At 59.3% G+C, this 22,590-nt stretch carries 18 protein-coding genes; 12 read left to right on the top strand and 6 right to left on the bottom strand.

The window, feature by feature from the left end; all coding sequences use genetic code 11:
- Positions 1–15: 15 nt before the first annotated feature.
- From dgt to AB5Y71_RS16945, 5 genes are all read left to right on the top strand, one after another.
- Positions 16–1,380 (top strand): dGTPase, encoded by a 1,365-nt coding sequence (gene dgt, locus AB5Y71_RS16965; protein WP_167565965.1) that lies wholly within the window; start codon positions 16–18, stop codon positions 1,378–1,380.
- Positions 1,381–1,695: 315 nt separating this feature from the next.
- A complete protein-coding gene (locus AB5Y71_RS16960) occupies positions 1,696–1,899 on the top strand; it encodes a hypothetical protein (protein ID WP_005349248.1) in 204 nt (67 codons plus the stop codon).
- A gap of 223 nt (positions 1,900–2,122) precedes the next feature.
- On the top strand, positions 2,123–6,364 hold the full coding sequence (locus tag AB5Y71_RS16955; RefSeq protein ID WP_368172057.1) for a transporter substrate-binding domain-containing protein: 4,242 nt from the start codon (positions 2,123–2,125) through the stop codon (positions 6,362–6,364).
- On the top strand, positions 6,345–7,556 hold the full coding sequence (locus AB5Y71_RS16950) for an EAL domain-containing protein (RefSeq protein WP_368172056.1): 1,212 nt from the start codon (positions 6,345–6,347) through the stop codon (positions 7,554–7,556). Before AB5Y71_RS16955 ends, AB5Y71_RS16950 begins: the two co-directional genes overlap by 20 nt.
- Positions 7,557–7,595: 39 nt before the next feature.
- A complete protein-coding gene (locus tag AB5Y71_RS16945) occupies positions 7,596–9,572 on the top strand; it encodes a methyl-accepting chemotaxis protein (RefSeq protein WP_368172055.1) in 1,977 nt (658 codons plus the stop codon).
- A gap of 59 nt (positions 9,573–9,631) precedes the next feature.
- Here the strand turns inward: AB5Y71_RS16945 and rfaH are convergent, their stop codons facing one another.
- The 4 genes from rfaH to metN all read right to left on the bottom strand — a co-directional run bounded on the left by rfaH (position 9,632) and on the right by metN (position 12,732).
- Positions 9,632–10,132: a transcription/translation regulatory transformer protein RfaH gene (gene rfaH / locus AB5Y71_RS16940; protein WP_005339074.1), complete on the bottom strand. Its 501-nt coding sequence runs from the start codon at positions 10,130–10,132 to the stop codon at positions 9,632–9,634.
- Positions 10,133–10,228: 96 nt separating this feature from the next.
- Positions 10,229–11,029 carry a methionine ABC transporter substrate-binding lipoprotein MetQ gene (gene metQ / locus AB5Y71_RS16935; protein WP_005339072.1) on the bottom strand — a complete coding sequence of 267 codons (801 nt, stop codon included), beginning with the start codon at positions 11,027–11,029 and terminating at the stop codon, positions 10,229–10,231.
- A gap of 25 nt (positions 11,030–11,054) precedes the next feature.
- Positions 11,055–11,708, bottom strand: coding sequence for a methionine ABC transporter permease (locus tag AB5Y71_RS16930; protein ID WP_005339070.1), 654 nt, complete (start codon positions 11,706–11,708; stop codon positions 11,055–11,057).
- Positions 11,689–12,732: a methionine ABC transporter ATP-binding protein MetN gene (gene metN, locus AB5Y71_RS16925; protein ID WP_005341087.1), complete on the bottom strand. Its 1,044-nt coding sequence runs from the start codon at positions 12,730–12,732 to the stop codon at positions 11,689–11,691. Before metN ends, AB5Y71_RS16930 begins: the two co-directional genes overlap by 20 nt.
- A 505-nt stretch (positions 12,733–13,237) precedes the next feature.
- Here metN and AB5Y71_RS16920 point away from each other — a divergent pair.
- Positions 13,238–13,693, top strand: a complete 456-nt coding sequence (locus AB5Y71_RS16920) for a hypothetical protein (RefSeq protein WP_139747899.1) — start codon at positions 13,238–13,240, stop codon at positions 13,691–13,693.
- A 104-nt stretch (positions 13,694–13,797) separates the two neighbouring features.
- On the opposite strand, the gene ppgK is transcribed toward AB5Y71_RS16920, so the two are convergent.
- Positions 13,798–14,538, bottom strand: a complete 741-nt coding sequence (gene ppgK / locus AB5Y71_RS16915; RefSeq protein ID WP_005339062.1) for a polyphosphate--glucose phosphotransferase — start codon at positions 14,536–14,538, stop codon at positions 13,798–13,800.
- 111 nt (positions 14,539–14,649) lie between these two features.
- The gene (gene queG, locus AB5Y71_RS16910; protein WP_368172054.1) at positions 14,650–15,804 is read right to left on the bottom strand and encodes a tRNA epoxyqueuosine(34) reductase QueG; all 1,155 of its coding nucleotides are present in this window, start codon (positions 15,802–15,804) and stop codon (positions 14,650–14,652) included.
- 60 nt (positions 15,805–15,864) lie between these two features.
- On the opposite strand from queG, the gene AB5Y71_RS16905 reads away from it, so the two are divergent.
- Genes AB5Y71_RS16905 through miaA form a run of 6 tightly spaced genes read left to right on the top strand, consistent with a single transcriptional unit; the run spans position 15,865 to position 22,562 of the window.
- Positions 15,865–17,376, top strand: coding sequence for an NAD(P)H-hydrate dehydratase (locus AB5Y71_RS16905; RefSeq protein ID WP_368172053.1), 1,512 nt, complete (start codon positions 15,865–15,867; stop codon positions 17,374–17,376).
- A gap of 10 nt (positions 17,377–17,386) precedes the next feature.
- Positions 17,387–17,860, top strand: a complete 474-nt coding sequence (gene tsaE, locus AB5Y71_RS16900; protein WP_005339056.1) for a tRNA (adenosine(37)-N6)-threonylcarbamoyltransferase complex ATPase subunit type 1 TsaE — start codon at positions 17,387–17,389, stop codon at positions 17,858–17,860.
- Between the two features lie 23 nt (positions 17,861–17,883).
- Entirely contained in the window at positions 17,884–19,572 is a 1,689-nt protein-coding gene (locus AB5Y71_RS16895) for an N-acetylmuramoyl-L-alanine amidase (RefSeq protein ID WP_236397065.1), read from the top strand.
- A 16-nt stretch (positions 19,573–19,588) separates the two neighbouring features.
- Positions 19,589–19,768 carry a hypothetical protein gene (locus AB5Y71_RS16890; protein ID WP_115571730.1) on the top strand — a complete coding sequence of 60 codons (180 nt, stop codon included), beginning with the start codon at positions 19,589–19,591 and terminating at the stop codon, positions 19,766–19,768.
- Positions 19,769–19,771: 3 nt separating this feature from the next.
- On the top strand, positions 19,772–21,643 hold the full coding sequence (gene mutL, locus AB5Y71_RS16885) for a DNA mismatch repair endonuclease MutL (RefSeq protein WP_005358304.1): 1,872 nt from the start codon (positions 19,772–19,774) through the stop codon (positions 21,641–21,643).
- Positions 21,633–22,562 (top strand): tRNA (adenosine(37)-N6)-dimethylallyltransferase MiaA, encoded by a 930-nt coding sequence (gene miaA, locus AB5Y71_RS16880; RefSeq protein ID WP_167570505.1) that lies wholly within the window; start codon positions 21,633–21,635, stop codon positions 22,560–22,562. The genes mutL and miaA overlap by 11 nt, the downstream gene beginning before the upstream one ends.
- The last annotated feature ends 28 nt before the right edge of the window (positions 22,563–22,590 follow it).

Genomic DNA, 22,590 nt, shown 5'->3' with positions numbered 1-22,590 from the left:
GCAAGGAGCTGCGAGATGTATAGCCGTTTGATTACCCCCGCGCGCATCCACTCCTGGGGGGATGAGGAGCTGCTGGAGGCGACCGAGCAGGATCGCGCCCGTATCGTGCAGGCCGCGCCGGTGCGCCGGTTGCAGCAGAAGACCCAGGTCTTTCCGCTCGATGTGAAGGCCTCGGTGCGCAGTCGCCTCACCCACTCGCTGGAGGTGCAGGAGACCGGTCGCCAGATCAGCCGTCGTATTCTGGCCGCCTTGCCAGCCGGGATGGTCTGCGAAGGGGCCTTTATCAATCTGGTGGAGATGTCCTGCCTGCTTCATGACGTGGGCAACCCGCCGTTTGGCCACTTTGGCGAGCAGGTGATGAGCCAGTGGCTCGGCGAGATGCTCGATCCCCTCTATCAGCAGGCGCTGGCGCAGCCACCTTCGGCCCAGTGGGCTGAATTGCGTCAGGATCTGCAACTGTTTGATGGCAACGCCCAGAGTCTGCGGCTGGTGCACAGCCTGCACGAGCTCAACCTGACACTTGGACAACTGGCAGCGCTCTGTAAATATCCGCAGCAGCCGCAACCCGGCGTGAGCTATGGTCAGCATCATGGCTGGAGCAGCAAGCGGGGCATCTTCTTTAGCGAGCAGCCGCTCTACCGGGCCCTCGGTCAGAGCCTGGGATTGGCCCCCGGCTGCCGTCATCCGCTGGTTTACATCATGGAGGCGGCCGATGACATCTCCTACTGCATCGCCGATCTGGAAGATGCGGTAGACCGGCGGATCCTGACTCAGGGTGAACTGCTGGCGGCGCTGCGAGCTGCTGACCAGAGTGACTACATGGGCACCTTGCTGGATGAGGCGCTGGCCTCTGGTCGGGGCTTTTTCCCCCATTTTCGCCAGCTGTTGACCCGGGATCTGGTGGCGTTGGCGGCGCAGAGCTATGTCAGCGAACATCAGGCCATTTTGCAGGGATCCTATCCGCAAGCGCTGCTGCACGGTCAGGCGCCGGCGGCGCGGGTGCTCGATATCCTCAAGCAGGTGGCCCGCGAGCTGGTCTTTATGCGTCCCGAGGTGGAAGCGCTTGAGCTGGAGGGGTATGCGGCGCTGCGCGGGGTGCTCACCAGTTATGCCTGCCTGTTGGCGCTGCCAGCGCCACAGTTTGCCCGTCTGCTGGCCGGGGAGGGGAGTCAGGCGCTTTTCTTTGCGCGCCGCCTCTATCACCGCCTCTCGGCTCGTCACCTCAAGGCCTATCGATTGGCGATCGCCACCCCGGATCCACGTTTTGCCTGTAAGCATGAGCAAGAGTGGTATTACCGGGTGCGGTTGCTGCTCGATTATGTCAGCGGCATGACGGATACCTACGTGCTGGAGGAGTACCGGCTACTCTCGGGGATCTGATGTCCCAAGCTCCCTGTCGGGCAGCATAAAATGCCGTAAAAACGTTTAAAAAGGAGTCGCAAGAGGCTTGTTTTAAATTCGGATATTTTTTAGACTTCTGCAACCTGTTCAACTTTTATCCGGTAAGGAGACGAATATGCAACATCTGATGCTCAATATTGCATTCTCTCGCGGCACTGCGTGCGGCGTGAAATCTCGTGCTCTTTTACCGCGTGGCGTAAACAGGTAACCCCTGTCTTTTTATCACCCGCGGTTCGTCCCGCAGGGTGATATCCACTTTCTCCGGGAGAACCGCATGTTCAACTGGAGAATGTCATGTCTATCGAACTGGTTTTACTGCGCAGTGTTGAATCCCTGGTCCAGAGAAGGATTGCCCGGGTCGAGCGTCGTCTCGTGCAGGTCAATTTGTCACCCGCCCTGCTCAGGGATATCGGGCTGGAAGGATATCAGGGTCAAATCGCCCTCGTTCGCGAGCGGGAGTATCAAACCGGCTTCCGCCTCGGGAATCGAATAACCTGATCGCGAAGGGGAGAATAAGATCCCCCTCGCTAGTGAAATGGCAGGCTGCATGCCTGCCATTTTTCCATCTTGCGGTTGATTCCAGGTTCACATGTTGGTGACTCAGTATTATCCTCTCCGCCCTCTTTGTAACAGCTGCGATTGTTTTCTCGCCTTGCGTCGTCAGGATCTGCAAGATTAGAGGTGGCAGCCCTATCTGTTTTACTCATCAGGACAAGACCTTATGCCACTCCTTCGTCAGCTTTTTCTTCCCATTTTGCTGTTGTTTTCGGGCATGTTGGCTGTTGCGGCTCCCCAACCGCAAGATGAGAGCACAAGTAACGAAATCTCCGCACAAAAGGAGCTGCTGGTCGGGGTTCCCCGTGGTGGTTATCCCCCTTTCATCTATCAACTCCCCAACCAGCGTTATGCCGGTCCGCTCAAGGAGTTGGCCTCGCGCATTGCAGCCGAAATGGGCGTGTCCCTGCGCTATATATCCTACAACTCCTACGTAGATGCCCAGATTGCTCTCCAAGGCGGCCAGATCGATGCATTAATCGGGGTCGAACGTAATGCTCTTGAATTGAAGGGGATAAACCCTATTGGCAGTATCGGTTCTTATGCTCGCTCCATTTTAATGCATACCCCGGATCAGCAATTGACCCTGGAGCAGGCGCGCAAGTTACGCTGGGTCTGTATTCGTGGTTTTGGCAGTTGTAATGAATTGGCTCGTTTGGGGATCTCTGATGTAACTGAGCTGGAGAGCCGTACTGAGGCGACCTATATGGTCAAGCTGGGCGCTGTCGATGCATATCTTGATTTGGAACCCATTGTTTCCCTCAAGATGGAGAGAATGCCTGCATCAATGGGGGTTGTCGCTCCTGGGTGGCTTTCTGGCAGCACGCTGACGATGGCGACCAGCTCCCGCCAGCCAGAGCTGAGCGAGAAGCTTTGGCATGCATATCAACGGATACCCGTTGCAGACTCACGATTACGGTTGCATCAGAAAGATGAACGCGCCAACGCTGGTCTGTTGCTGGAACCTGATGAGGCTAGTTGGCTGAAGCAGAGAAACAAGGTGATCAAGTTCGCCGTTGCCCCCGGATTTGCCGGCATCAGCGAAATCGATGACGAAGGTGAATTGCATGGCTATACGGCAGACCTGATGAAGTTATTGAGTCTGCGCTCCGGGATCCGCTTTGAGCTGGCGTCGACAAATACCTGGCAGGAGTCACTAAAACTGCTGAAAGAGCACAAAGTGGACCTTATTCCCTTGATGACACCGCTCAAGGATCGTCAGTCCTTTGCCTCTTTTACCTCCTCCTATCTGAAGTTCGACAGCTATGTCGTAGCCAGACACGGTGCTCGCCCGCTGAAGTCGTTGGTCGAGCTGAAAGGGCGTCTGATTGGTGGTGTGACGGGCTCTTACGAAGCCTCTCTCATTCACGCGCTGGGCGCCAATATTATCGAAGTAGGCAAAGATGCCGATTTACTGACCTTGCTTGATACTGGGCGAGCCGAATATGTGCTGTTGACCATGACCAATCTGGGACAGCAGGCGATGAAGGGTTTCAATGATAAGTATCAGGTAGTGCTGAGCTCCCCCGAATTTTCCGTACCTATCAGTATGGCCGTCGATAATGCTCAGCCCGAGTTGCTCCGCATCATGGACAAGTTGCTGCTGACCATCACGGATGAGGAGTGGCAACTGCTGGAACGACGCTGGCTCAATGTGTCGGTCAATATCGAGTCTGATTACACCCTGATTTACAAATGGTTGGCCATAGGGGGGGGCGCCTTGCTCGTCAGCGGTTTGCTGGTGATGTTCTGGGCTCGCAGTTTGCGTCGCCAGATTGCGCAGCGCAAAATCGCAGAGGACAAGCTGAACGAACAGTTGCTGTTTGTGCAGACCTTGCTCAACTCACTGCCAACCATGGTGGCGCTACGTGATAGCGAGCAGCGGATCACTTTGTGCAATCAGGCCTACCGCGATGCTTTCCTTGGTGCTGGCAGTAGCAGTGAGGAGCTGCAAAACATGCCAGAGACTCTCAAAAACAGTGTGTTGGAAGAAGAGCGTTTGGTGTGGCAGACCGGACAGGATCTGGAGGGGGCAGGCAGTAACCTGCGAGCTGATGGTACGCCCTGCCATGTTATCTATGCCAAACGCCCTTATCGCGATCCCGATGGCAATATGCTGGGGGTGTTGACAGTATTGACCGATGTCAGCCGGATCAAGGAGGCGGAGGAGCGCGCCCGTCAGGCTGAAAATCGCCTTACCCAGATTACCGACAGCATGCCTGGGGTGGTCTATCAGTATTTGTGGCAAGGACCCGGCAAGGGGCGGTTTTTGTATGCCTCTCAGGGTGCCAGCGAGATCCTCGGGGCTTCCCGGCAGGATCTGTTCAATGCCGAATCGGGTGGTGAGGTGTTCGGCTTTACCGAAGAGGCGCTGCAGGATTTTGTCAGCAAGGTGGCCAATCATGCCGAGACTCTGGCGCCCCTCGATCTGGAGGTCAAGGTAGAGCGACCTGATGGAGATCGCTATCTGCAAGTGCGTGGCAACTTTGTCAGACAGGAGCAGCAGGCACTGATCCTTAACGGGGTAATTCAGGACATTACGGCCCTCAAGCAACAGGAATACGAGCTGCGCGAAGCTCGCGCCTATGCCGAGCAGGCGATGCAGGCTCGCAGCCGCTTTTTGGCAACCATGAGCCATGAACTACGAACACCCATTTCAGGCATGCATGGCATGCTCGAATTGCTGCAAATGAGCGAGCTCAACGACGACCAGCGTTTTATGGTGCGCAATGTGGTTACCTCGACCAACAACCTGCTCTATCTGGTCAATGACATCCTCGATTTCTCCAAGATAGAAGCGGGTCAGTTGCAGTTGAATTACCAGAGCAGCCGGTTGCAAACGGTGATCTGCGATGCCATTCGTGGCCACGCGGCACTGGCTCATAACAAGGGGCTCAACGTGCTGCTGGAGTGGGAGCATCATGTGCCGGATTGGGCTGACATCGATGGGGTGCGTATCGGTCAGGTCATCTCCAACCTGCTCAATAATGCGGTGAAGTTTACCGAACAAGGGGGGATTACTATCCAGGTCAGCTACCTGAGCGAGCAACTGACCATCAGTGTCAGTGACACCGGTATCGGGATCGCCGAAGAGAAGCAGGCGCTGCTGTTCACGCCTTTTGAGCAGGTGGAGTCAGATATCAACCGTCGTTTTGGTGGCACCGGCCTGGGGTTGGCAATCTGTGAGCAGCTGGTGTGCAAAATGGGGGGAGCACTGACACTGACCAGCAAGGCAGGAGAGGGCTCCAGCTTCCGCTTTACCGTACCGCTTACCAATCCGCAGTGGGATCCCCCAGCTCTGGCTGACACAGAATGGTGGTTTTTCAGCGATGACACCAACCTCGAAGCGGCCATGGTACGGCAGGGGGCCAAGCTCAGGTACTTGGGGGCCAATGAGCTCAGTCGTTCACTGGAAGGGTTGCTGTTGGCCGATCAACGGTGGCTTGAGCAAGCGCTTGGGGGGGAATGGCAAAGCTGGCTGCAACACTCTGCGCTGAAGGGGATCATAGCATCACCCGATGAGGCGTTACGGGGTCGGATTGGTGAACAGAAATGGTGGCGCCTGGGTCTATCTCCTCTCTATCCGGATCTTCTGCTGGAGAGCTGCCACGAATTGCTACAGGAGCGGGTCACACCAATCCTCCCTGCGCTTGCAGAGAAGCTGGGTGGCAAAGTATTGGTGGCCGATGATCATCCGGTCAATCGTGCCTTGCTGGCACGGCAGTTGGCCATTCTTGGTATCGAGGCTCAGGTTGTGGAAGATGGCGAGAAGGCTCTGCGGGCCTGGCAGGGACAGCAATTCTCTCTGCTGCTGACTGATTGCCATATGCCGGTGATGGATGGTTATGCCCTGACCAAGGCGCTGCGGGCTGCGGGAGTGACGGCCCCCATCATAGGGGTAACGGCAGATACGTCGGAAGAGGCGAGTGCTCGTATGGTAGAGGCAGGCATGAGTGACATGTTACTGAAGCCCTACCCGCTGGATATCTTGCGCCAGATGCTGGCCCATTGGCTGGCAGAGAAGACGCCAACCAGAAGCGCGGTTGCGCCCGTTGATGGGGCTACAGGCATGCAGGCTGAACGCTGGTTGGCGTTGTTTGGTGACGAGCTGACCGCGCGAGCCATGGCGGTGGAGTATCTCGATTCCAACCGGCAGGATGGCGAGGCCATGATGGCAGCACTGATTTGTCATGATGCCAGCGCTTTGGCAGAGAGCGCCCACCGGATCAAGGGGGCTGCCCGAATGGTCGGGTTGGAGGAGCTTGCCAGCCAGGCCGCCATGCTGGAATCGGCGGCGCGATTGAAGCGGCTCGACGAGCTCGACGATCTGGTCAGCACAGTGCAGAGGTTGATGACGGCGATTGCCCACGACATTGGATTATGGCTCGATGAAAAAAGCACAACATGAGTTGGTCATCATGGTCGTGGAAGACCATGGATTTCAGCGCAAGGCGCTGCTGCACCAGATCCGCAGCCTGGGTTACCAGAATCTGCTGGAAGCGGTTGATGGTATCGAGGCGTTGGCGCTTAGCCAGCAACACAACGTCGATATCCTGTTTTGCGATCTGCGAATGCCCGGAATGGATGGCATGGCGCTGTTGCGCCGCCTGTCGCTGGGTGGTTTTCAGGGCGGCATTATCCTCTCCAGCGCGCTTGAGGGGGATGTGGTCGAAGCCGTATTGCGTATGAGTACCGCTTATGGCCTGCAGGTGCTCGGTCGCATAGAGAAACCCTCAACGCCGCAGCAGCTCCAGCGGCTTATCCAGGCTTGGTCACCCCGGCAGGAACCCCTCAGGGAGGAAGAGGGGCACAGAATAGGACTCGATGAGTTGCGTCGGGCGATCGAACAAGATCAACTGCTGCCCTGGTATCAGCCCAAGGTGAGTTTTGCATCCGGCGAGTGGGTCGGGATGGAGGCGTTGGCCCGCTGGCAACACCCCGAGTTTGGCCTGATCCCGCCCGGGCGTTTTATTTCACTGGCGGAGCACAACGGGCTTATCGATCCGTTGACCGAGGTGATCATCAGCAAATCTCTGAGTGATGGCCATTTATGGGAGGAAACCGGGTTGTCACTCAATCTGTCGATGAACCTCTCCACCACCTCACTCATTGAAGGGGACCTCTGCAACTTATTGATTGATCAGTGCAAGCGCTGGGGTATCAATCCTGAGCTCATCACCCTCGAGGTGACCGAGAGCGCATTCGTGCAGGATCTGGGCAAGTCTCTGGAGGTGCTGACCCGGCTAAGGATGCATGGCTTTGGCCTCTCCATCGATGATTTTGGTACCGGCTACTCCTCGATGCAGCAGCTGGCACTGTTGCCGTTCACCGAACTCAAACTGGATCGCTCTTTCGTCGATCGCTGCCATGCCGATCCGTCACGTTTGGCTATCATCGAGTCCAGTATTGAGTTGGCCCGCAAGCTGGGGCTGAAGTCGGTGGCGGAAGGGGTAGAGGATGAGGCGACCTGGCGAGTGCTGGCTCAGCTCGGTTGTGACCTCTGTCAGGGATTTTTCTCTGCCCGCCCGATGCCGCGCAGTGAATTGGCTAATTGGCACCGGACTTGGCAAGATAGATTGCCTACACTGATATCTATCTGATTCTGTTGGCTGGATCCCTCCGTTTGAACAAGGATGTTCATGAAAATCTCAAGCAAGTTGCTGCTCAGCTTCGGTTTTATCAACCTGCTGATCCTGCTCTCCTCCACGCTGGTCTATTACCGGCTGACCCAGATCAATCAGGCCCAACACACCCTGCTGGAGCAGGCGCTGCCCGCCCTGCAGCGGGATGAGGCGAGCCAGAAGGCACTGGTTGCCACCGTTTCTGCCCTGCGTGGCTATCTGATCCTCGGCAAGGATCCGGCTCAGGCTTCCCGCCTCAAGCAGGAGTGGGAGTCGGCCTGGCAGGCCATCGCCCATCAGGCGTTCAGCCCGGCGCTCGCCAAGTCTCTCGAGACCTTCAAAAGCCATCAGGAGAAGGTGTGGACCATCGCCCAGAGCGAAGAGAATCTGCCCGCTCACACCCTGATGTTGCAGGAGGCGGGGCCGTTGGCGGAGGCGGCGCTCGATCAGTTGCAATCCTTTGCCAATGAAGAAGTTGGCACTCCGCAGGATCAACTCTCCGGCGATCGCCGCATGCTGCTCAAACAGGTGGGAGATGCCTATAACAGCCTCGCCAACGCCCTCTCTGCCCTGAGGGATTTTCTTATCTCAGGCGATCCCGAATACCGCAGCAAATATCAGGATTACTACCAGTTTCATCAGCAGCGGGTGGCTGAGGTTAAACAGCAAGCCGCGCTCTTTACCGACACCCAGCAGAGCCTCTGGCAGCTGTTTGAAGAGATGGCGACCCCCTTCTCCGAGCTGGTGGGACAGGTGATCGAGAAGCGCCAGGCACCGGATTGGGATCAGGCAAACTACCTGATGGCCACCGACATCGAGCCGATGCAGTCCAGCCTCAGCGAGCAGCTGGTCCAGCAGGTGGGGAAAACCCGTGCCGAGGTGGATCAGATTTCGGCGCAGATGACCGGAGCCGGGAGGGCCATCAACCAGACACTGCTGTTGGCTACCGGCAGCGCCATCGTGCTTGGCATGCTGGTCGCATGGCTCTTTAGTCGCCGTCTGACCCGTGACATTGCCTGTCTGGTGAGCCGGGCGGGGCAGGTTGCGGATGGCCGGCTGGCGGCCGAGCCCTTGCCAATCACAGGGCAGGATGAGTTGGGAGAATTGACCGGTTCCATCAACAGGATGTCTGCCCAGTTACATCATCTGGTCGGGGAGTTGCAGGGCGCTGTGGGGCAGGTCGAGGTGGCCTGTCTCGATGTGGGCAGCACCACCAGAGCCATAGTGGCGGATCTGACGGAGCAGGATCAGCGGGTCGATGCGGTGGCGGCGGCTATCGACCAGATGTCAGTGAGTGCCCGTGATGTGGCTGGCAACATTGCCGGTGTGGCGGATGGAGCCCATCAGGTGCGGCAGCAGACCCGTCAGGGAGAGGCCGCGCTGGCACGAATGAGCGATACCATGCAGCAGATTGCCGCCATGATTGGACAGGCCAACGAAGCCATGGGGCTGCTGGAGCATCAGAGTGAACAGGTGGGGCAGATCACCGAGGTGATCGCCACCATTGCGGAGCAGACCAACCTGCTGGCCCTCAATGCGGCGATCGAGGCGGCACGGGCAGGTGAGCAGGGGCGCGGTTTTGCGGTGGTGGCCGATGAGGTACGCCAGCTGGCGACCCGCACTCATCAATCAACCGCCGAGATCAGCCAGACTATTGCGGCCATCTCCCAGCAGACTCGCCAGACGGTGAGTACCGTCAGCAGCGGAACCCGGTTGGTAGAGCAAGGGCGGGATGCAGTCGGATTGGTGACCGATACCCTGAGTGCCATGAACGAGCTGGTACAGTCGCTGTCGGGACAGCTGGAGGCCATTTCGGTGGCAACCGAGCAGCAGTCGCGGGTGGCCGCCGAGGTATCCGGGACGGTCGACGACATTGCCGCGCTCAGTCGGCAATCCTGTCTGCGTAGTCAGCAGGGGGAGGAGATCGTAGCCAGACTGGCTGGCGATACCGGCAAGCTGAAGGCGGTCATCGCCCGCTTTGATCTTGATGCGTGAGATGGCGGGAGCATCCCGCCATTGCTATTGCCATTCACTGGGCCGTCTGGCCCGTGGGCTTAGTCCAGACGTCTGAAGGTGTGGTTGTCGAAGCTGCTGGTAGTCTCCCGGTTGAGCAGGCTGACCAGCAAAATCGCCCGTTTCTCTCCATCCGGCTCCATATAGATGGCTTCGAAGCCGGCAAGCGGCCCCTCTTCAATCAGCACCTTGTCGCCCGAGCAGGGCAGGCTGGCGTAGCTGGCTCTCGCCTCGTCGCTGTCATCGCGGCTCATCAGCTGATAGACCAGCTTGCTGCTGATGGGGGTCCATTCACTGCCAAAGTGGATGATTCTGCTGATGCCGCGGGTCGATTTCAGGGTGACCGGTGTCACCTCTTCCAGATCGACAAAGATAAACAGATAGTTGGGGAACATGGGTTCCCGTACCGGAACTCGTTTGCCCCGGCGCAGCTTCTCGATCTCCACCATGGGGTAATAGGATTCGATACCCTGGGCATCGAGGTGGGCGCGGGCGCGGGCCTCTTCTTTTGGCTTGCAGTAGGCCAGATACCATTTTTTCATGTTATGAGTATGTTCGTGTTGCCGTGCTCGCGGATATGATAGCGGCGCCAATAAAAAAGGCCACGCATTGCGTGGCCTTTTTTGCCGAGTGAGCAATTACCAACCTTTTACCAGGCCGCCTTTGAACAGCTCGAGACCTTTCTTGTAGACATCATCGGTCTGGAAAGCTTGTACGAACTGTTTGACCTTCTCGTCATCCTTGTTGTTGTCGCGGGCGACGATCAGGTTGACGTACGGGGACTCTTTGTCTTCAACAAACAGGCCGTTCTCGGTTGGGGTCAGACCAATCTGGCCGGCGAAGGTGTTGTTGATGATGGCCAAGTCCACGTCTTCCAGCGAGCGCGGCAGTTGGGCTGCTTCCAGCTCGACAATCTTGAAGTTGCGCGGGTTGCTGGCGATATCCAGCACGGTGGCTTCCAGTCCGGCGCCATCCTTCAGGGTGATCAGGCCCTGTTTGGCCAGCAGGATCAGGGAGCGACCCAGGTTGGTCGGATCGTTCGGTACCGCGATCTGAGCGCCATCTTGCAGCTCGCTCAGCGCCTTGATCTTCTTGGAGTAACCGGCAATCGGGTAGACGAAGGTGTTGCCAACCGGCACCAGCTTGAAGCCGCGATCACGTACTTGCGCATCCAGATAGGGTTTGTGCTGGAAAGCGTTGACGTCGATGCTGCCATCGTTCAGCGCCACGTTCGGGGTGACGTAGTCGGAGAAGTTGACCACCTCGACTGTCAGACCGTATTTCTCTTTGGCTACCTTGGCAGCCACTTCAACCAGTTCGGTCTCCGGGCCGGCAATAGCGCCCACTTTCAGAACCTTGCTCTCTTCTTTTTGACCGCAACCGGCCAGAACCAGACCAGCCAGCAGGGCAGCCGCAACGGATTTGATGCCAAATTTCATAAAACCTCCTGTCAGAAATCGACGATTAACGATGATCACATTTGTTGACCAGGCGCTCACCCGCGCTCTGGATAAGTTGAACCAGTACTACCAGGATAACCACGGTCACCAGCATGACGGTCGGGTCAAAGCGCTGATAACCATAACGAATACCCACATCCCCCAGACCACCGCCACCGATGGCCCCGGCCATGGCCGAGTAGTTCACCAGAGTGACGAGGGTAATGGTGACACTGTTGAGGATGCCGGGCAGGGCCTCGGGCAGCAGCACCTTGGTGATGATTTGCAACGGCTTGGCGCCCATTGCCTTGGCCGCTTCCAGCAGGCCGTCCGGCACTTCCATCAGGGCCCCTTCCACCAGACGGGCAATGAAAGGGATGCAACCGACAGTCAGCGGCACGATGGCAGCGATGGTGCCGATACTGGTGCCGACAATCAGCCGGGTCAGCGGAATGATGGCGACCAGCAGGATGATAAAGGGCACCGAGCGACCCACGTTGACCACCATACCCAGAGTACGGTTGAGCAAGGGGTTGGCCAGGATCTGGCCCGCCTTGGTCACATGCAGTGCCACGCCGAGCGGCAGACCCAGCAGGCAGCCAAACAGGGCGGAGGCAAACACCATGATCAGGGTGTCGCCCAGGGCCGTGATGAGCAGATTAATCATGGCTTCGGACATAACCCATTACCTCCAGCTGAATGTGGTTGTCGATAAGGAACTGCTGGGTCGCCTCGCACTGGGCTTCATCCCCGAACAGCTCGGCCAGCAGGAAACCGAATTTGACGCCACCGGCGTACTCGATGTCTGCGCTCAGAATGCTGATGTCGATATTGAAACGGCGGCTCGCCTCGGAGATCAGCGGCGTATCGACCGTGCTGCCGGTAAAGCCGAGCTTCACCAGCGGGTAGCTGCCCGGCACCCGTTCCGCACTCATCCGATCCTGATACTCCTGCGGTACCTCCAGATGGATGGTGGAGTGGATGAAGTCACGCGCCAGCTGGGTTTTGGCGTTGCTGAAGAACCAGGCCACTTCGCCCTGTTCGATCAGACGGCCGTCGCTGATGATGGCCACTTCGTCACAGATCCCCTTCACCACATCCATCTCGTGGGTGATGAGCAGGATGGTGAGCCCCAGCTTGACGTTAATCTCCTTGAGCAGGGTCAGGATCGAGCGGGTGGTCTGCGGGTCGAGGGCCGAGGTGGCCTCGTCACAGAGCAGTACCTTGGGGGCGGGTGCCAGTGCGCGGGCAATGGCGACGCGCTGTTTCTGACCGCCGGAAAGCTCGGATGGATAGGCCTGGGCACGGGCTTCCAGCCCGACCAGCGCCAGCAGCTCGGCAACCCGTTGCTGGATCTTCTCTTTGCTCCAGCCTGCCAGCTCCAGCGGAAAGGCTATGTTGGCAAACACAGTGCGGGAGGCAAGCAGGTTGAAGTGCTGGAAAATCATCCCGATCTGGCGGCGAGCCTGGGTCAGATCCCGTTCGCTCAGGGCGACCAGATCCTGGCCATCAACGATGACTTGACCCTCTGTCGGGCGCTCCAGCAGGTTGACACAACGAATGAGGGTACTCTTGCCGGCACCGGAGGCACCGATCACCCCGAAAATTTTGCCTTGGGGTACATGCAGACTCACATCACGCAGGGCGTGCACGGCGTCACTGCCTGTACCGTAGACTTTGTTGAGACCGATCAACTTAATCATGGATTCTTCCGTGCTAACAGCCTTAAAGCACAGGGCGCTACAGGCGGGGAAATTGGGCAGAGGTTCCACTGGGTTACTCTGTCATCATGGAGGATGATGCTAAGATGTCTGGATGGCCATGTCAACGCATGTTTTTACGTCTAGACGTCTAAAAAAGTGATAAGGATTTCTGTCAGGCGGATAACAATCAGGATGGTATTGTTGCTCTGCCAGATCCTGTTTCGTCCCTACGGGATATGACCGAATTAAAGATGGTTTATACACGGTAAATGCTGGTTTTATTAGTGTGTCAGCCCGTTTCTGTTCACATCTGCTGTCGAGCTTAATGCTCCTCCATCGTTGCACAAATTGCTGCACAAATCGTTCCCTATTCGTGACAGGCTCACCTGGCGGCCACTTTGTCGGCGTCAACCTTGATGCAGCGCAAGGGGGGCTCGGATAGGGATTGGGTCGGTGGCGCCGTTTTTTTATACTGATGTTGTCGACAAGCATGGAGGGCAGTGCGATGAGATTCCAACAGATCAAAGAGTTGCTGCACTATCTTGAGCAGGTTCATCACCAGCTCGGACTCTGTTACGGGCGTTTGTCCAGTCAGGTGGACAGCGAACGCAGCCGGATGTTGCTGGTCTATCTGCAAGGGCGTGAGGATGCGGCCAGTGCCCATTTGCACGAATATGCCGCTCAGCTGGGAGAGGCGGTCAGGGAGACTTGGCTGAACCAGAGTTTCAGCGAGGATATGCTGCCTGCCATTACCCGCTTCGAGCTGTCGGCATCAGTCCAGACCCAGGATATCGTCACTCAGGTATGCCGCTGGGAAGAGCAGCTGGTGGGTGAGCTGAGCCATCTGGCCCGGGAGTGCCCGACACCGGCCACCACCGCTTTGCTCGAGAATCTGGCCGGGCTGGAGCAGACCCGCCTGACTCGACTGGTGCACGGAGTGCACCGACTCGACGACATGTAACGGGTGATAAGCACCAAACACGCAAGATGACCGCAAAACAAAAGGGCCCGGCAGCAGTGCCGGGCCCTTTCCATTGGTATCTGCTGACTTGCAGTGAGCGTCGGTCAGCCCTGCTGCTCGGCCGCGTAGAGCGCGGCCCCGATAATGCCCGCCTGATTGAGGCTGGCCGCCGGAATAAGCGGCGCCCGGGTCTCGATGCGATCGACAAACTTATCCAGCTTGGCTGCGCTGCCGCCCCCCAGAATGAAGAGGTCGGGGGAGAAGAGAAACTCGAGGCGCGCCAGATATTTGTTGAAGCGTTTGCCCCAGCGGTTCCAGGAGAGATCTTCCCGTTTGCGCGCCGCATCGGAGCAGTAGTGCTCGGCGACCATTCCTTCCAGCATCAGATGGCCCAGCTCGGTGTTGGGCAGCAGATGGCCGTTGACGAAGATGGCGGTGCCGATGCCGGTGCCGACCGTGATGAGGATGATGACCCCCTTGCGATCCTTGCCGGCCCCAAAGCGCATCTCGGCCAGACCGGCGGCATCGGCATCATTCAGCACATAGCAGGGCTTGCCGGTGACATCGGCAAACAGATGCTCGGCATCGGTTTCGATCCAGCTCTTGTCGATGTTGGCGGCACTCTTGGCAACCCCGTTGTGGATAGTGGCGGGAAAGCCGCAGCCCACCGGTCCTTTCCAGTCGAAGTGTTCGACCAGCGCCTTGAGGGTATGGGCGATGGCGGCCGGGGTGGCCGGTTGCGGTGTGGCAATGCGATGGCGCTCGCCAATCAATTCGCCGGTTTTGGTATCGACCAGACAGCCCTTGATCCCTGAGCCTCCAATATCCACTCCCAACATATGCATCTGTGTTGTCCTTGTTGTGTGCCGACCAGTTTGCAGTGACCACGCTGTTATGGGCACTGCAGGTCGGCAGAGCATGAAAAAAGTGCTGCAATCCGGCAAGGGGCAGATCACTTATGCGTGATCCGACAGACCTTTTTCGATGCAGCGGATCAGCAAACGGGTCTTCTTGTTCTCTTCATCCTGACGCCTGGCAAGGGTGGCCAGCGCCCATTCGATATGTTCGGCCACCATGGGATCGGCGGTGGTCAGCCCCAGTTGCAGGGCCGCGAGCACCTCGGGAGTCGCCGGGCCATTGCCAAGGGCGACTGCCAGATTGCGGCGCCAGCGTTGATAGCCGATGCGGCGGATCGGGCTCCCTTCGGTTTGTTTGAGGAAATCGCTCTCGCTCCAGCACCACAGCGCCAGCAGGGGCGGGCGGTGCAGGCTGGGGCGGGGGCTGAAGTCGGGTTCCGGGCTGGCATCGGCATAGCGATTCCAGGGACAGATAAGCTGGCAGTCGTCGCAGCCGTAGATGCGGTTGCCCATCAAGGGCCTGAACTCTTCCGGAATAGGGCCGTCATTCTCGATGGTGAGATAGGAGATGCAGCGGCGGCCATCCACCACATAGGGGGCGACAATGGCGCCGGTCGGGCAGATGTTGATGCAGGCGACGCACTTGCCGCACTGCTCCTTCTCCACTGGCTGGTCGAGCGGCAACGGCAGGTTGAGCAACAGCTCGCCGAGAAAGAAGAAGGAGCCGGCCGATTCGTTGAGCAGCAGTGAGTGTTTGCCAACCCAGCCGAGGCCTGCCTTGGCTGCCAGTGGCCGCTCGAGGATGGGGGCGGAGTCAACGAAGGGGCGCCACTCACCCAAGGCCTCTTCAGTGCCTTGAAACAGCTCGGCGCAGCGCGCTTCGATGCGATCACCCAGCTGTTTGAGACGGTTGCGCAGCACCTTGTGGTAGTCGCGACCGAGAGCATAGCGGCTGATATAGCCCAGAGTCGGATCGCGCAGGGTAGCGGCGAAGCCCGCCTCGAACGGCAGGTAGTTCATCCGCACCGACAACACCCGCACCGTGCCCGGCAGCAGCTCGTGGGCGCGCGCGCGCATCATGCCGTGGCGTGCCATGTAATCCATGCTGCCGTGATAGCCCGCATCCAGCCAGGCCTGCAATCTCGGCTCTTCGATACGCAGATCGGTGTCGGTGATGCCCGCCTGGTCAAATCCTAGCTCCCGTGCCCAGAGCTTGATATCGTGGGCCAGCTGGTGGAAGTCAGGTGCGCTCATGCGGCTTGGCCTGGCCGGAGTTTGCTGGCGTGGGTCGATTGATAAGAGGCGGGAGCCGTCATGGTAGAGATCATCAGGGGCGCGTTGGGCACAAAAGAGGGGGGCAGTTTACCACAGGGGCTGTGGCAGACTGAACAGATCCGCGCACTGGAGCGCAACTGGGCCGCGCGTGAGGGGCAACCTCTCTATGCCCTGATGGAGCGAGCCGGTGCCGCGCTGCGTACTTATGCCACCCTGCATTGGCCCGACAGTCGCTGCTGGTGGATTTTCGTCGGCCCCGGTAATAACGGCGGTGATGGCTATGTGCTGGCCCGCCTTGCCCGCCAGATTGGCATCGAGGTGGTGGTGATTGCCGCCAGAGCACCCGACCAGCTGAAGGGGGATGCCAGACGGGCCGCCGATGAGTGGCTGGCGGCCGGTGGCCGGGTCTGGCTGGCCGAGCAGTTTGATGGGGACCAGCACTCCGCCCCGGATCTGGTGGTCGATGCCCTGCTTGGCACCGGCGTCAACACGCCCCTCTCGCCACTACTGACAAAGATCGTCGCAACAATCAATGGCTTGGCTGTGCCCGTGCTGGCGGTGGATCTCCCCTCCGGCCTCAACGGCGATACCGGCCGTGCCATGGGGGCCGTGGTGCAGGCCACTCGCACCCTCACCTTTATCGGTATCAAGCAGGGGATGCTCACCGGCGACGGGGTGGATTGTGTCGGCCAGCTCGACTGTGATCCCCTTGGCGTCACGCCTGATGACACTATGCTGCCCGCCGCCTGGCGTATCGATTATCCACTGCTCTGCACGCAGCTGACCCCGCGCCCGCGCGCTTCCCACAAGGGCTCTTATGGCAAGGTACTGCTGGTGGGGGGCAATCGCGGCATGCAGGGAGCCATCGTGCTAGCTGCCCGCGCCTGCCTGCGGGCGGGGGCCGGGCTGGTGCGGGTATGTCAGCATCCAGAACATCCGCCGGTCAGCCTCTATCCACCCGAACTGATGAGTCTCACTAACGCAGATGACGAGGGGTGGGCGTCGGTGCGGGTCATTGGCCCCGGGCTCGGTCAGGATGAATGGGGAAGAGCGCAAATCGCTCGTAATCTCACCGATCGGCTGCCACTGGTTTTGGACGCCGATGGATTGAATTGGCTGGCGCAATCTCCCCGCCATCAGGATAATTGGGTGCTCACGCCCCATCCCGGCGAAGCGGCGCGCCTGCTGGGATGCTCCATTGCCGAGATTGAAACCGACCGGTTTGCCGCCGTGCAGGCGCTGCAGCGGCGCTATGGCGGTGTGGTGTTGTTAAAAGGGGCGGGAACACTTATTTATGACGGCGAGCGGGTCGCTCTCTGTTGTGAAGGCAATCCCGGCATGGCAAGTGGCGGGATGGGCGATCTGTTATCTGGTATAATCGCCGCCCTTTTGGCCCAGGGCTGGTCTGCCACCATGGCAAGCTGGCTGGGCGCCGTGATCCACGGCGAGGCTGCAGATCAGGCCGCCGCTGACGGCGAGCGGGGCATGCTGGCGTCAGATCTGCTGCCGCTGATCCGCAAACTGGTTAATCCCGACACCATTACAAGTTAAAAAGAAGAACATGGCAAAACAGTTGATGATGACACTGCCGGACGAGGCAGCAACCGTGGCACTGGGTGGCCGTCTGGCACAGGCTTGCCAGCAGGCGACCACAGTGTTTTTGCATGGCACGCTTGGCGCCGGTAAAACCACCCTGACCCGCGGCTGGGTGCAGGGCCTTGGCCATCAGGGCAAGGTAAAAAGCCCGACTTACACCCTGGTCGAGCCCTATGAGCTCGATGGCTGGCAGGTCTACCATTTCGATCTCTATCGCCTGGCTGATCCGGAAGAGCTGGAATTCATGGGCATTCGGGACTATTTTGCCGCCAACACTCTCTGTCTGGTGGAGTGGTCCGAGAAGGGCGAGGGCTGGTTACCGGCTCCCGACCTGGAAATTACCCTCACTTATGTAGGCGAGCAGCGCGAGGTTCTGATAGAGGCTCGCACTGCTATTGGCGAAGCCATTCTGGAACGGTTGTCATCTACGTGCGCTTGATCCTTGTTATTGCTCTCTCTTTGATGGCGTTACCCTCCTGGGCGAATCAGCTCAAGAGCGTACGAATCTGGCCATCACCTGATAACACCCGGGTGGTGCTCGATATGAGCAGCGCTCCCAATTACAACTACTTCACCCTCACCGGCCCGGATCGGCTGGTGATCGATCTGAAAGGGGCGAGCAACGCCGCCAATCTGGCCCGGATCGAGAACAACAGTGAACTGGTGCGCAAGATCCGCCAGAGCACTCCGCTGGAGAAGGGGGGTCTGCGGCTGGTGATGGATCTCAGCTCCGCCATCAAACCGGTGGTCTTTCCGCTGGCGCCTGCCGGGCCTTATGGCCACCGTCTGGTCATCGATCTGCCTTATGAAGAGAAGCGCTCGGCGGCAGCGGTGCAATCTACGCCTGTCGGTGGCAAGGGCAAGGGAGTGGTGATTGCCATCGACCCGGGCCACGGCGGGGAAGACCCGGGCTCCATCGGCCCGCGCCGTACCTACGAGAAGCGGGTGACGCTGGCGGTCTCCCAGAAGCTGGCGGCACTGATCGACCGCGAGCCGGGGATGCGTGCCGTGATGACCCGTCGTGGCGACTATTTCGTCGACCTCAACAAGCGCTCCGAGATTGCCCGCAAGGCGAAGGCGGATCTGCTGGTCTCTATCCATGCAGACAGTTTTCATAACTCGACCCCGCGCGGTGCCTCGGTCTGGGTCTTGTCGACCAACCGTGCCAACCGCGAGATGGGCAGCTGGCTGGAGAAGCAGGAGAAGCAGGGCGAGCTGCTGGGCGGTGTCGGCAAGGTGTTGGCGGAATCCGATCCCAACCCCTATCTGGCACAGACCTTCCTCGACCTCTCCATGGACAAGTCCCGTGCCGAAGGATATGACGTCAGCCGCCAGATCCTGCGCTCCATGGGCAAGGTTGCCCGACTGCACAAGAAGGCGCCGGAGCATGCCAGTCTGGCGGTGCTGAAGGCGCCGGATATTCCCTCGGTGCTGGTGGAGACCGGTTTTATCTCCAACCATGCGGAAGAGAAGCTGCTGGCCACCGCCAGCTATCAGGACCAGCTCGCCCGCGCCATCTTCGAGGGGATCCGTAACTACTACCGCGCTCACCCGACCAAGGGGGCCATGCTGACCGGCAAGGGGCAGGTGAGCCAACCTGCCGCTACTCGCCCTGCACCGGTAGCCCGGCAGCCGGTGAGCCAGCCCAGGCAGACACAGTCGCAGCCGGTAGTGACCAACAAGATGCCCGCTACTGCCCGCGACAGCGGCACGGCGAGCGGCTCCGGCGCCGGGGTGATCAAGCCATACTCGGCGGCAGCGCAGGAGAGCGGTGCACCGGTCAGCAGTGTGGGGGACTATGACAAATCGCGGATGCTCCGCCATGTGGTCAAACGGGGCGAGAGCCTCTCTCGCCTTGCCGAGAAGCATGGAGTGAGTCAGTCCACTCTGGTGGAGATCAACCAGCTGCGCAGCCGGGATATTCAGATTGGTCAGACTATCTATATCCCTCAGCAGGGGCAGAGCCGCGCTGCTGCCCCCGTTCGCAGTGACGACAAGTCGCAGATGATCCGCCATGTGGTCAAGCGGGGCGAGAGCCTCTCCCGCCTTGCCGAGAAACATGGGGTGAGTCAGGCACGGCTGGTAGAGATCAACAAGCTCAAATCGCGGAATATTCAGGTAGGGCAGGTGCTCTACATTCCGCAAAACTGACGCGCGGGATTGGGCGATGCCGCTCCCGCTGTTAGCGAATGCCATCAGCAAGATTGAAATTCAGGAGCAAGTGATGCCGATCCGTATATTGCCCCCTATCCTGGCCAACCAGATTCCGGTTGGTGGAGAGGTGGTGGAGCGGCCCTCCTGGAGCCTTAAGAGACTGACCATCCGCAAGATAGAAATTCAGGAGTAAATGATGCCGATCCGTATTTTGCCACCCATTCTGGCCAACCAGATTGCAGCCGGAGAGGTGGTGGAGCGGCCCTCTTCTGTGGTGAAAGAGCTGGTGGAGAACAGCCTGGATGCGGGGGCCGACCGGGTCGAGATCGACATCGACAAGGGGGGCGCCAAGCTGATCCGCATCCGTGACAACGGCTGCGGTGTCGCCAAAGATGAGCTGGTACTGGCGCTGTCGCGTCATGCAACCTCCAAGGTTGCCACGCTGGACGATCTGGAAGGGATCAACAGCCTCGGTTTTCGCGGTGAAGCGCTCGCCTCCATCAGCTCGGTTTCCCGTCTCACCTTCACCTCCCGTACCGCCGAGCAGTCCGAAGCCTGGCAAGCCCAGGCGGAAGGGCGGGAGATGAGCGTCACCATCAAGCCGGCGGCCCATCCGGTAGGCACCACGGTGGAGGTGGTGGATCTCTTCTTCAATACCCCCGCGCGGCGCAAGTTCATGCGCAGCGAAAAGACCGAGTTTGCCCATATCGATGAGCTGGTGCGCCGCATCGCGCTCTCCCGCTTCGATGCCACCCTGATCCTGCGCCACAATGGCAAGGTGGTGCGCCAGTACAAGGCCGCCAATACCGTGCCGGAGCAGGAGCGTCGCCTCGCCGCCGTTTGCGGCACCCCCTTCATGCACCATGCGCTGGCGGTGGAGAGCGAACACAGCGACGTGCGGCTGTGGGGCTGGTTGGCGACTCCGGAGGGGGCAAGACCGCAAAACGATCTGCAATACACCTATGTCAACGGCCGGATGATGCGCGACAAGCTCATCAATCACGCCATTCGTCAGGCCTATGACGAGCTATTGCCTCCCGATCGTTTCGCCGCCTATGTGCTCTATATTGAGCTGGATCCCCGTCAGGTAGATGTCAACGTCCACCCGGCCAAGCATGAGGTGCGCTTCCATCAGGCGCGGCTGATCCACGACTTTATCTTTCAGGCGCTGTTTACCGCGCTGCGCCGCGAAGGGGTGAGCACCGCTCATCAGGACACTCCGCTGGCCGAAACTCTGGTCGAGTTGCCGGTCAGTCCGCAGATTGAATATCCCGGTCAGGCGCCACGTCCCGAATGGTACGGTGCCGAGCACAGCTACCGGGCACCTGCACAGGTGCGGGAGGGGGGCAGTGGGGCTAGCCGAGCCAGCAATTATCAACCGCCCGAGCCCCCAAGCCGGGAGGCGATGCACGGCATGGGCGCTCTGCTCACTACGCTGCCTATCGCAACTGCGACTGAGGCTGCTCCCGCACAGTCCACCGACACGGTGCCGTCACCCAAACAGGGGGGATGTCGCGCCCTGACACTGGTGGAGCAGGCCTACCTGTTGATTGAGCGGGATAATCAGCTGGCCCTGCTCTCGCTGGTACGCGCCGAGCGGGTGCTGCTACGCCACTGGTTGCTGGAGACCTGGGGTCAGGGGCTGGCGGCCCAGCCACTGTTGCTGCCGGTCTCCTTCAAATTGCCGAAGAATTTGATCGCGCTGGTGACCGAGCAGGAGCGTTTGCTGAAACGGATGGGACTGGAGTTGAAAAGCGGGGGGCGCGACACCATGATCCTGACTCGGGTACCGGCTCTGCTGCGCCAGACCGATCTGGTGCGTCTGTTACCCGAATTGCTGCAAATTATCGAGGGCGGATCTGACAGTGATGCTGGTCAGCAGGCTGAAGTATTATGCCAATGGCTGGTGGAGCAGGGGATAAGCCGCGAGAAGATATACGATTTTTCAACTGCCAGTCGTCTGCTGACGGAACTTGTGACTGATTTCAGTGACCAACTGGCAGACATTCGCATGGTACGCCCGCTTTCGCTGGCGACCGTGCTGGAGGAGTTTGAACATGGCGAGTGACTTGCCGACCGCAATTTTTCTGATGGGGCCGACGGCCTCCGGCAAGACGGATCTCGCCATTGAACTGTGCCAGGCATTGCCTTGCGACATCATCAGCGTCGATTCTGCGCTGATCTATCGCGGCATGGATATAGGTACGGCCAAGCCCACCGCTGATGAACTGGCGCGGGCTCCGCACCGGCTGATAGACATTCTTGATCCCGCTGTGAGCTATTCGGCAGCCGATTTTTGCAAGGATGCCCTGCGGGAGATGAAAGAGATCGCCGACCGTGGCCGCATTCCGCTGCTGGTGGGCGGTACCATGCTCTATTTCAAGGCGTTGCTGGAGGGATTGTCCCCGCTGCCCTCCGCCGATCCCGCCATTCGTGCCGGGATTGAGGAAGAGGCTGCCCGCCTCGGTTGGCAGGCGCTGCACGACGAGCTGGTGCGCATTGACCCGGTGGCCGGGGCGCGAATTCACCCCAATGACCCGCAGCGACTCTCCCGGGCGCTGGAGGTCTACCGCATCAGCGGCAAGACACTTACCGAGCTGACGCAGGTGCAGGGGGAGGGCTTGCCCTATCGGGTGCTGCAGTTTGCCATCGCCCCGAGCGATCGCGCCGTGCTGCATCAGCGGATCGAACTGCGCTTTGACAAGATGCTGCAAGGCGGCTTTGAACAGGAGGTTCGTGCGCTGATGGCGCGCGGCGATCTGCACCCGGATCTTCCCTCCATTCGCTGTGTGGGTTATCGCCAAATGTGGGACTACCTGTGCGGTGAAGTGGGGTATGATGAGATGCGTTATCGTGGCATTGTTGCCACACGCCAATTGGCAAAACGACAGATGACTTGGTTGCGCGGCTGGCCCGACGTGACCTGGTTGGAATCTGGTGAGTCTGGCAATCTCGACCGCGTGCTTGCTCGCGCTGGTGCGGCTTGACACTCCCTGTATAATCAGGTTGTTATAT

The organism is Aeromonas sp. R9-2, from assembly GCF_040908025.1.
Classification (GTDB): Bacteria; Pseudomonadota; Gammaproteobacteria; order Enterobacterales; family Aeromonadaceae; genus Aeromonas; species Aeromonas veronii.
The sequence above is the reverse complement of the archived record's forward strand: the minus strand, read 5'-3'. Positions and strand labels throughout refer to the sequence as shown.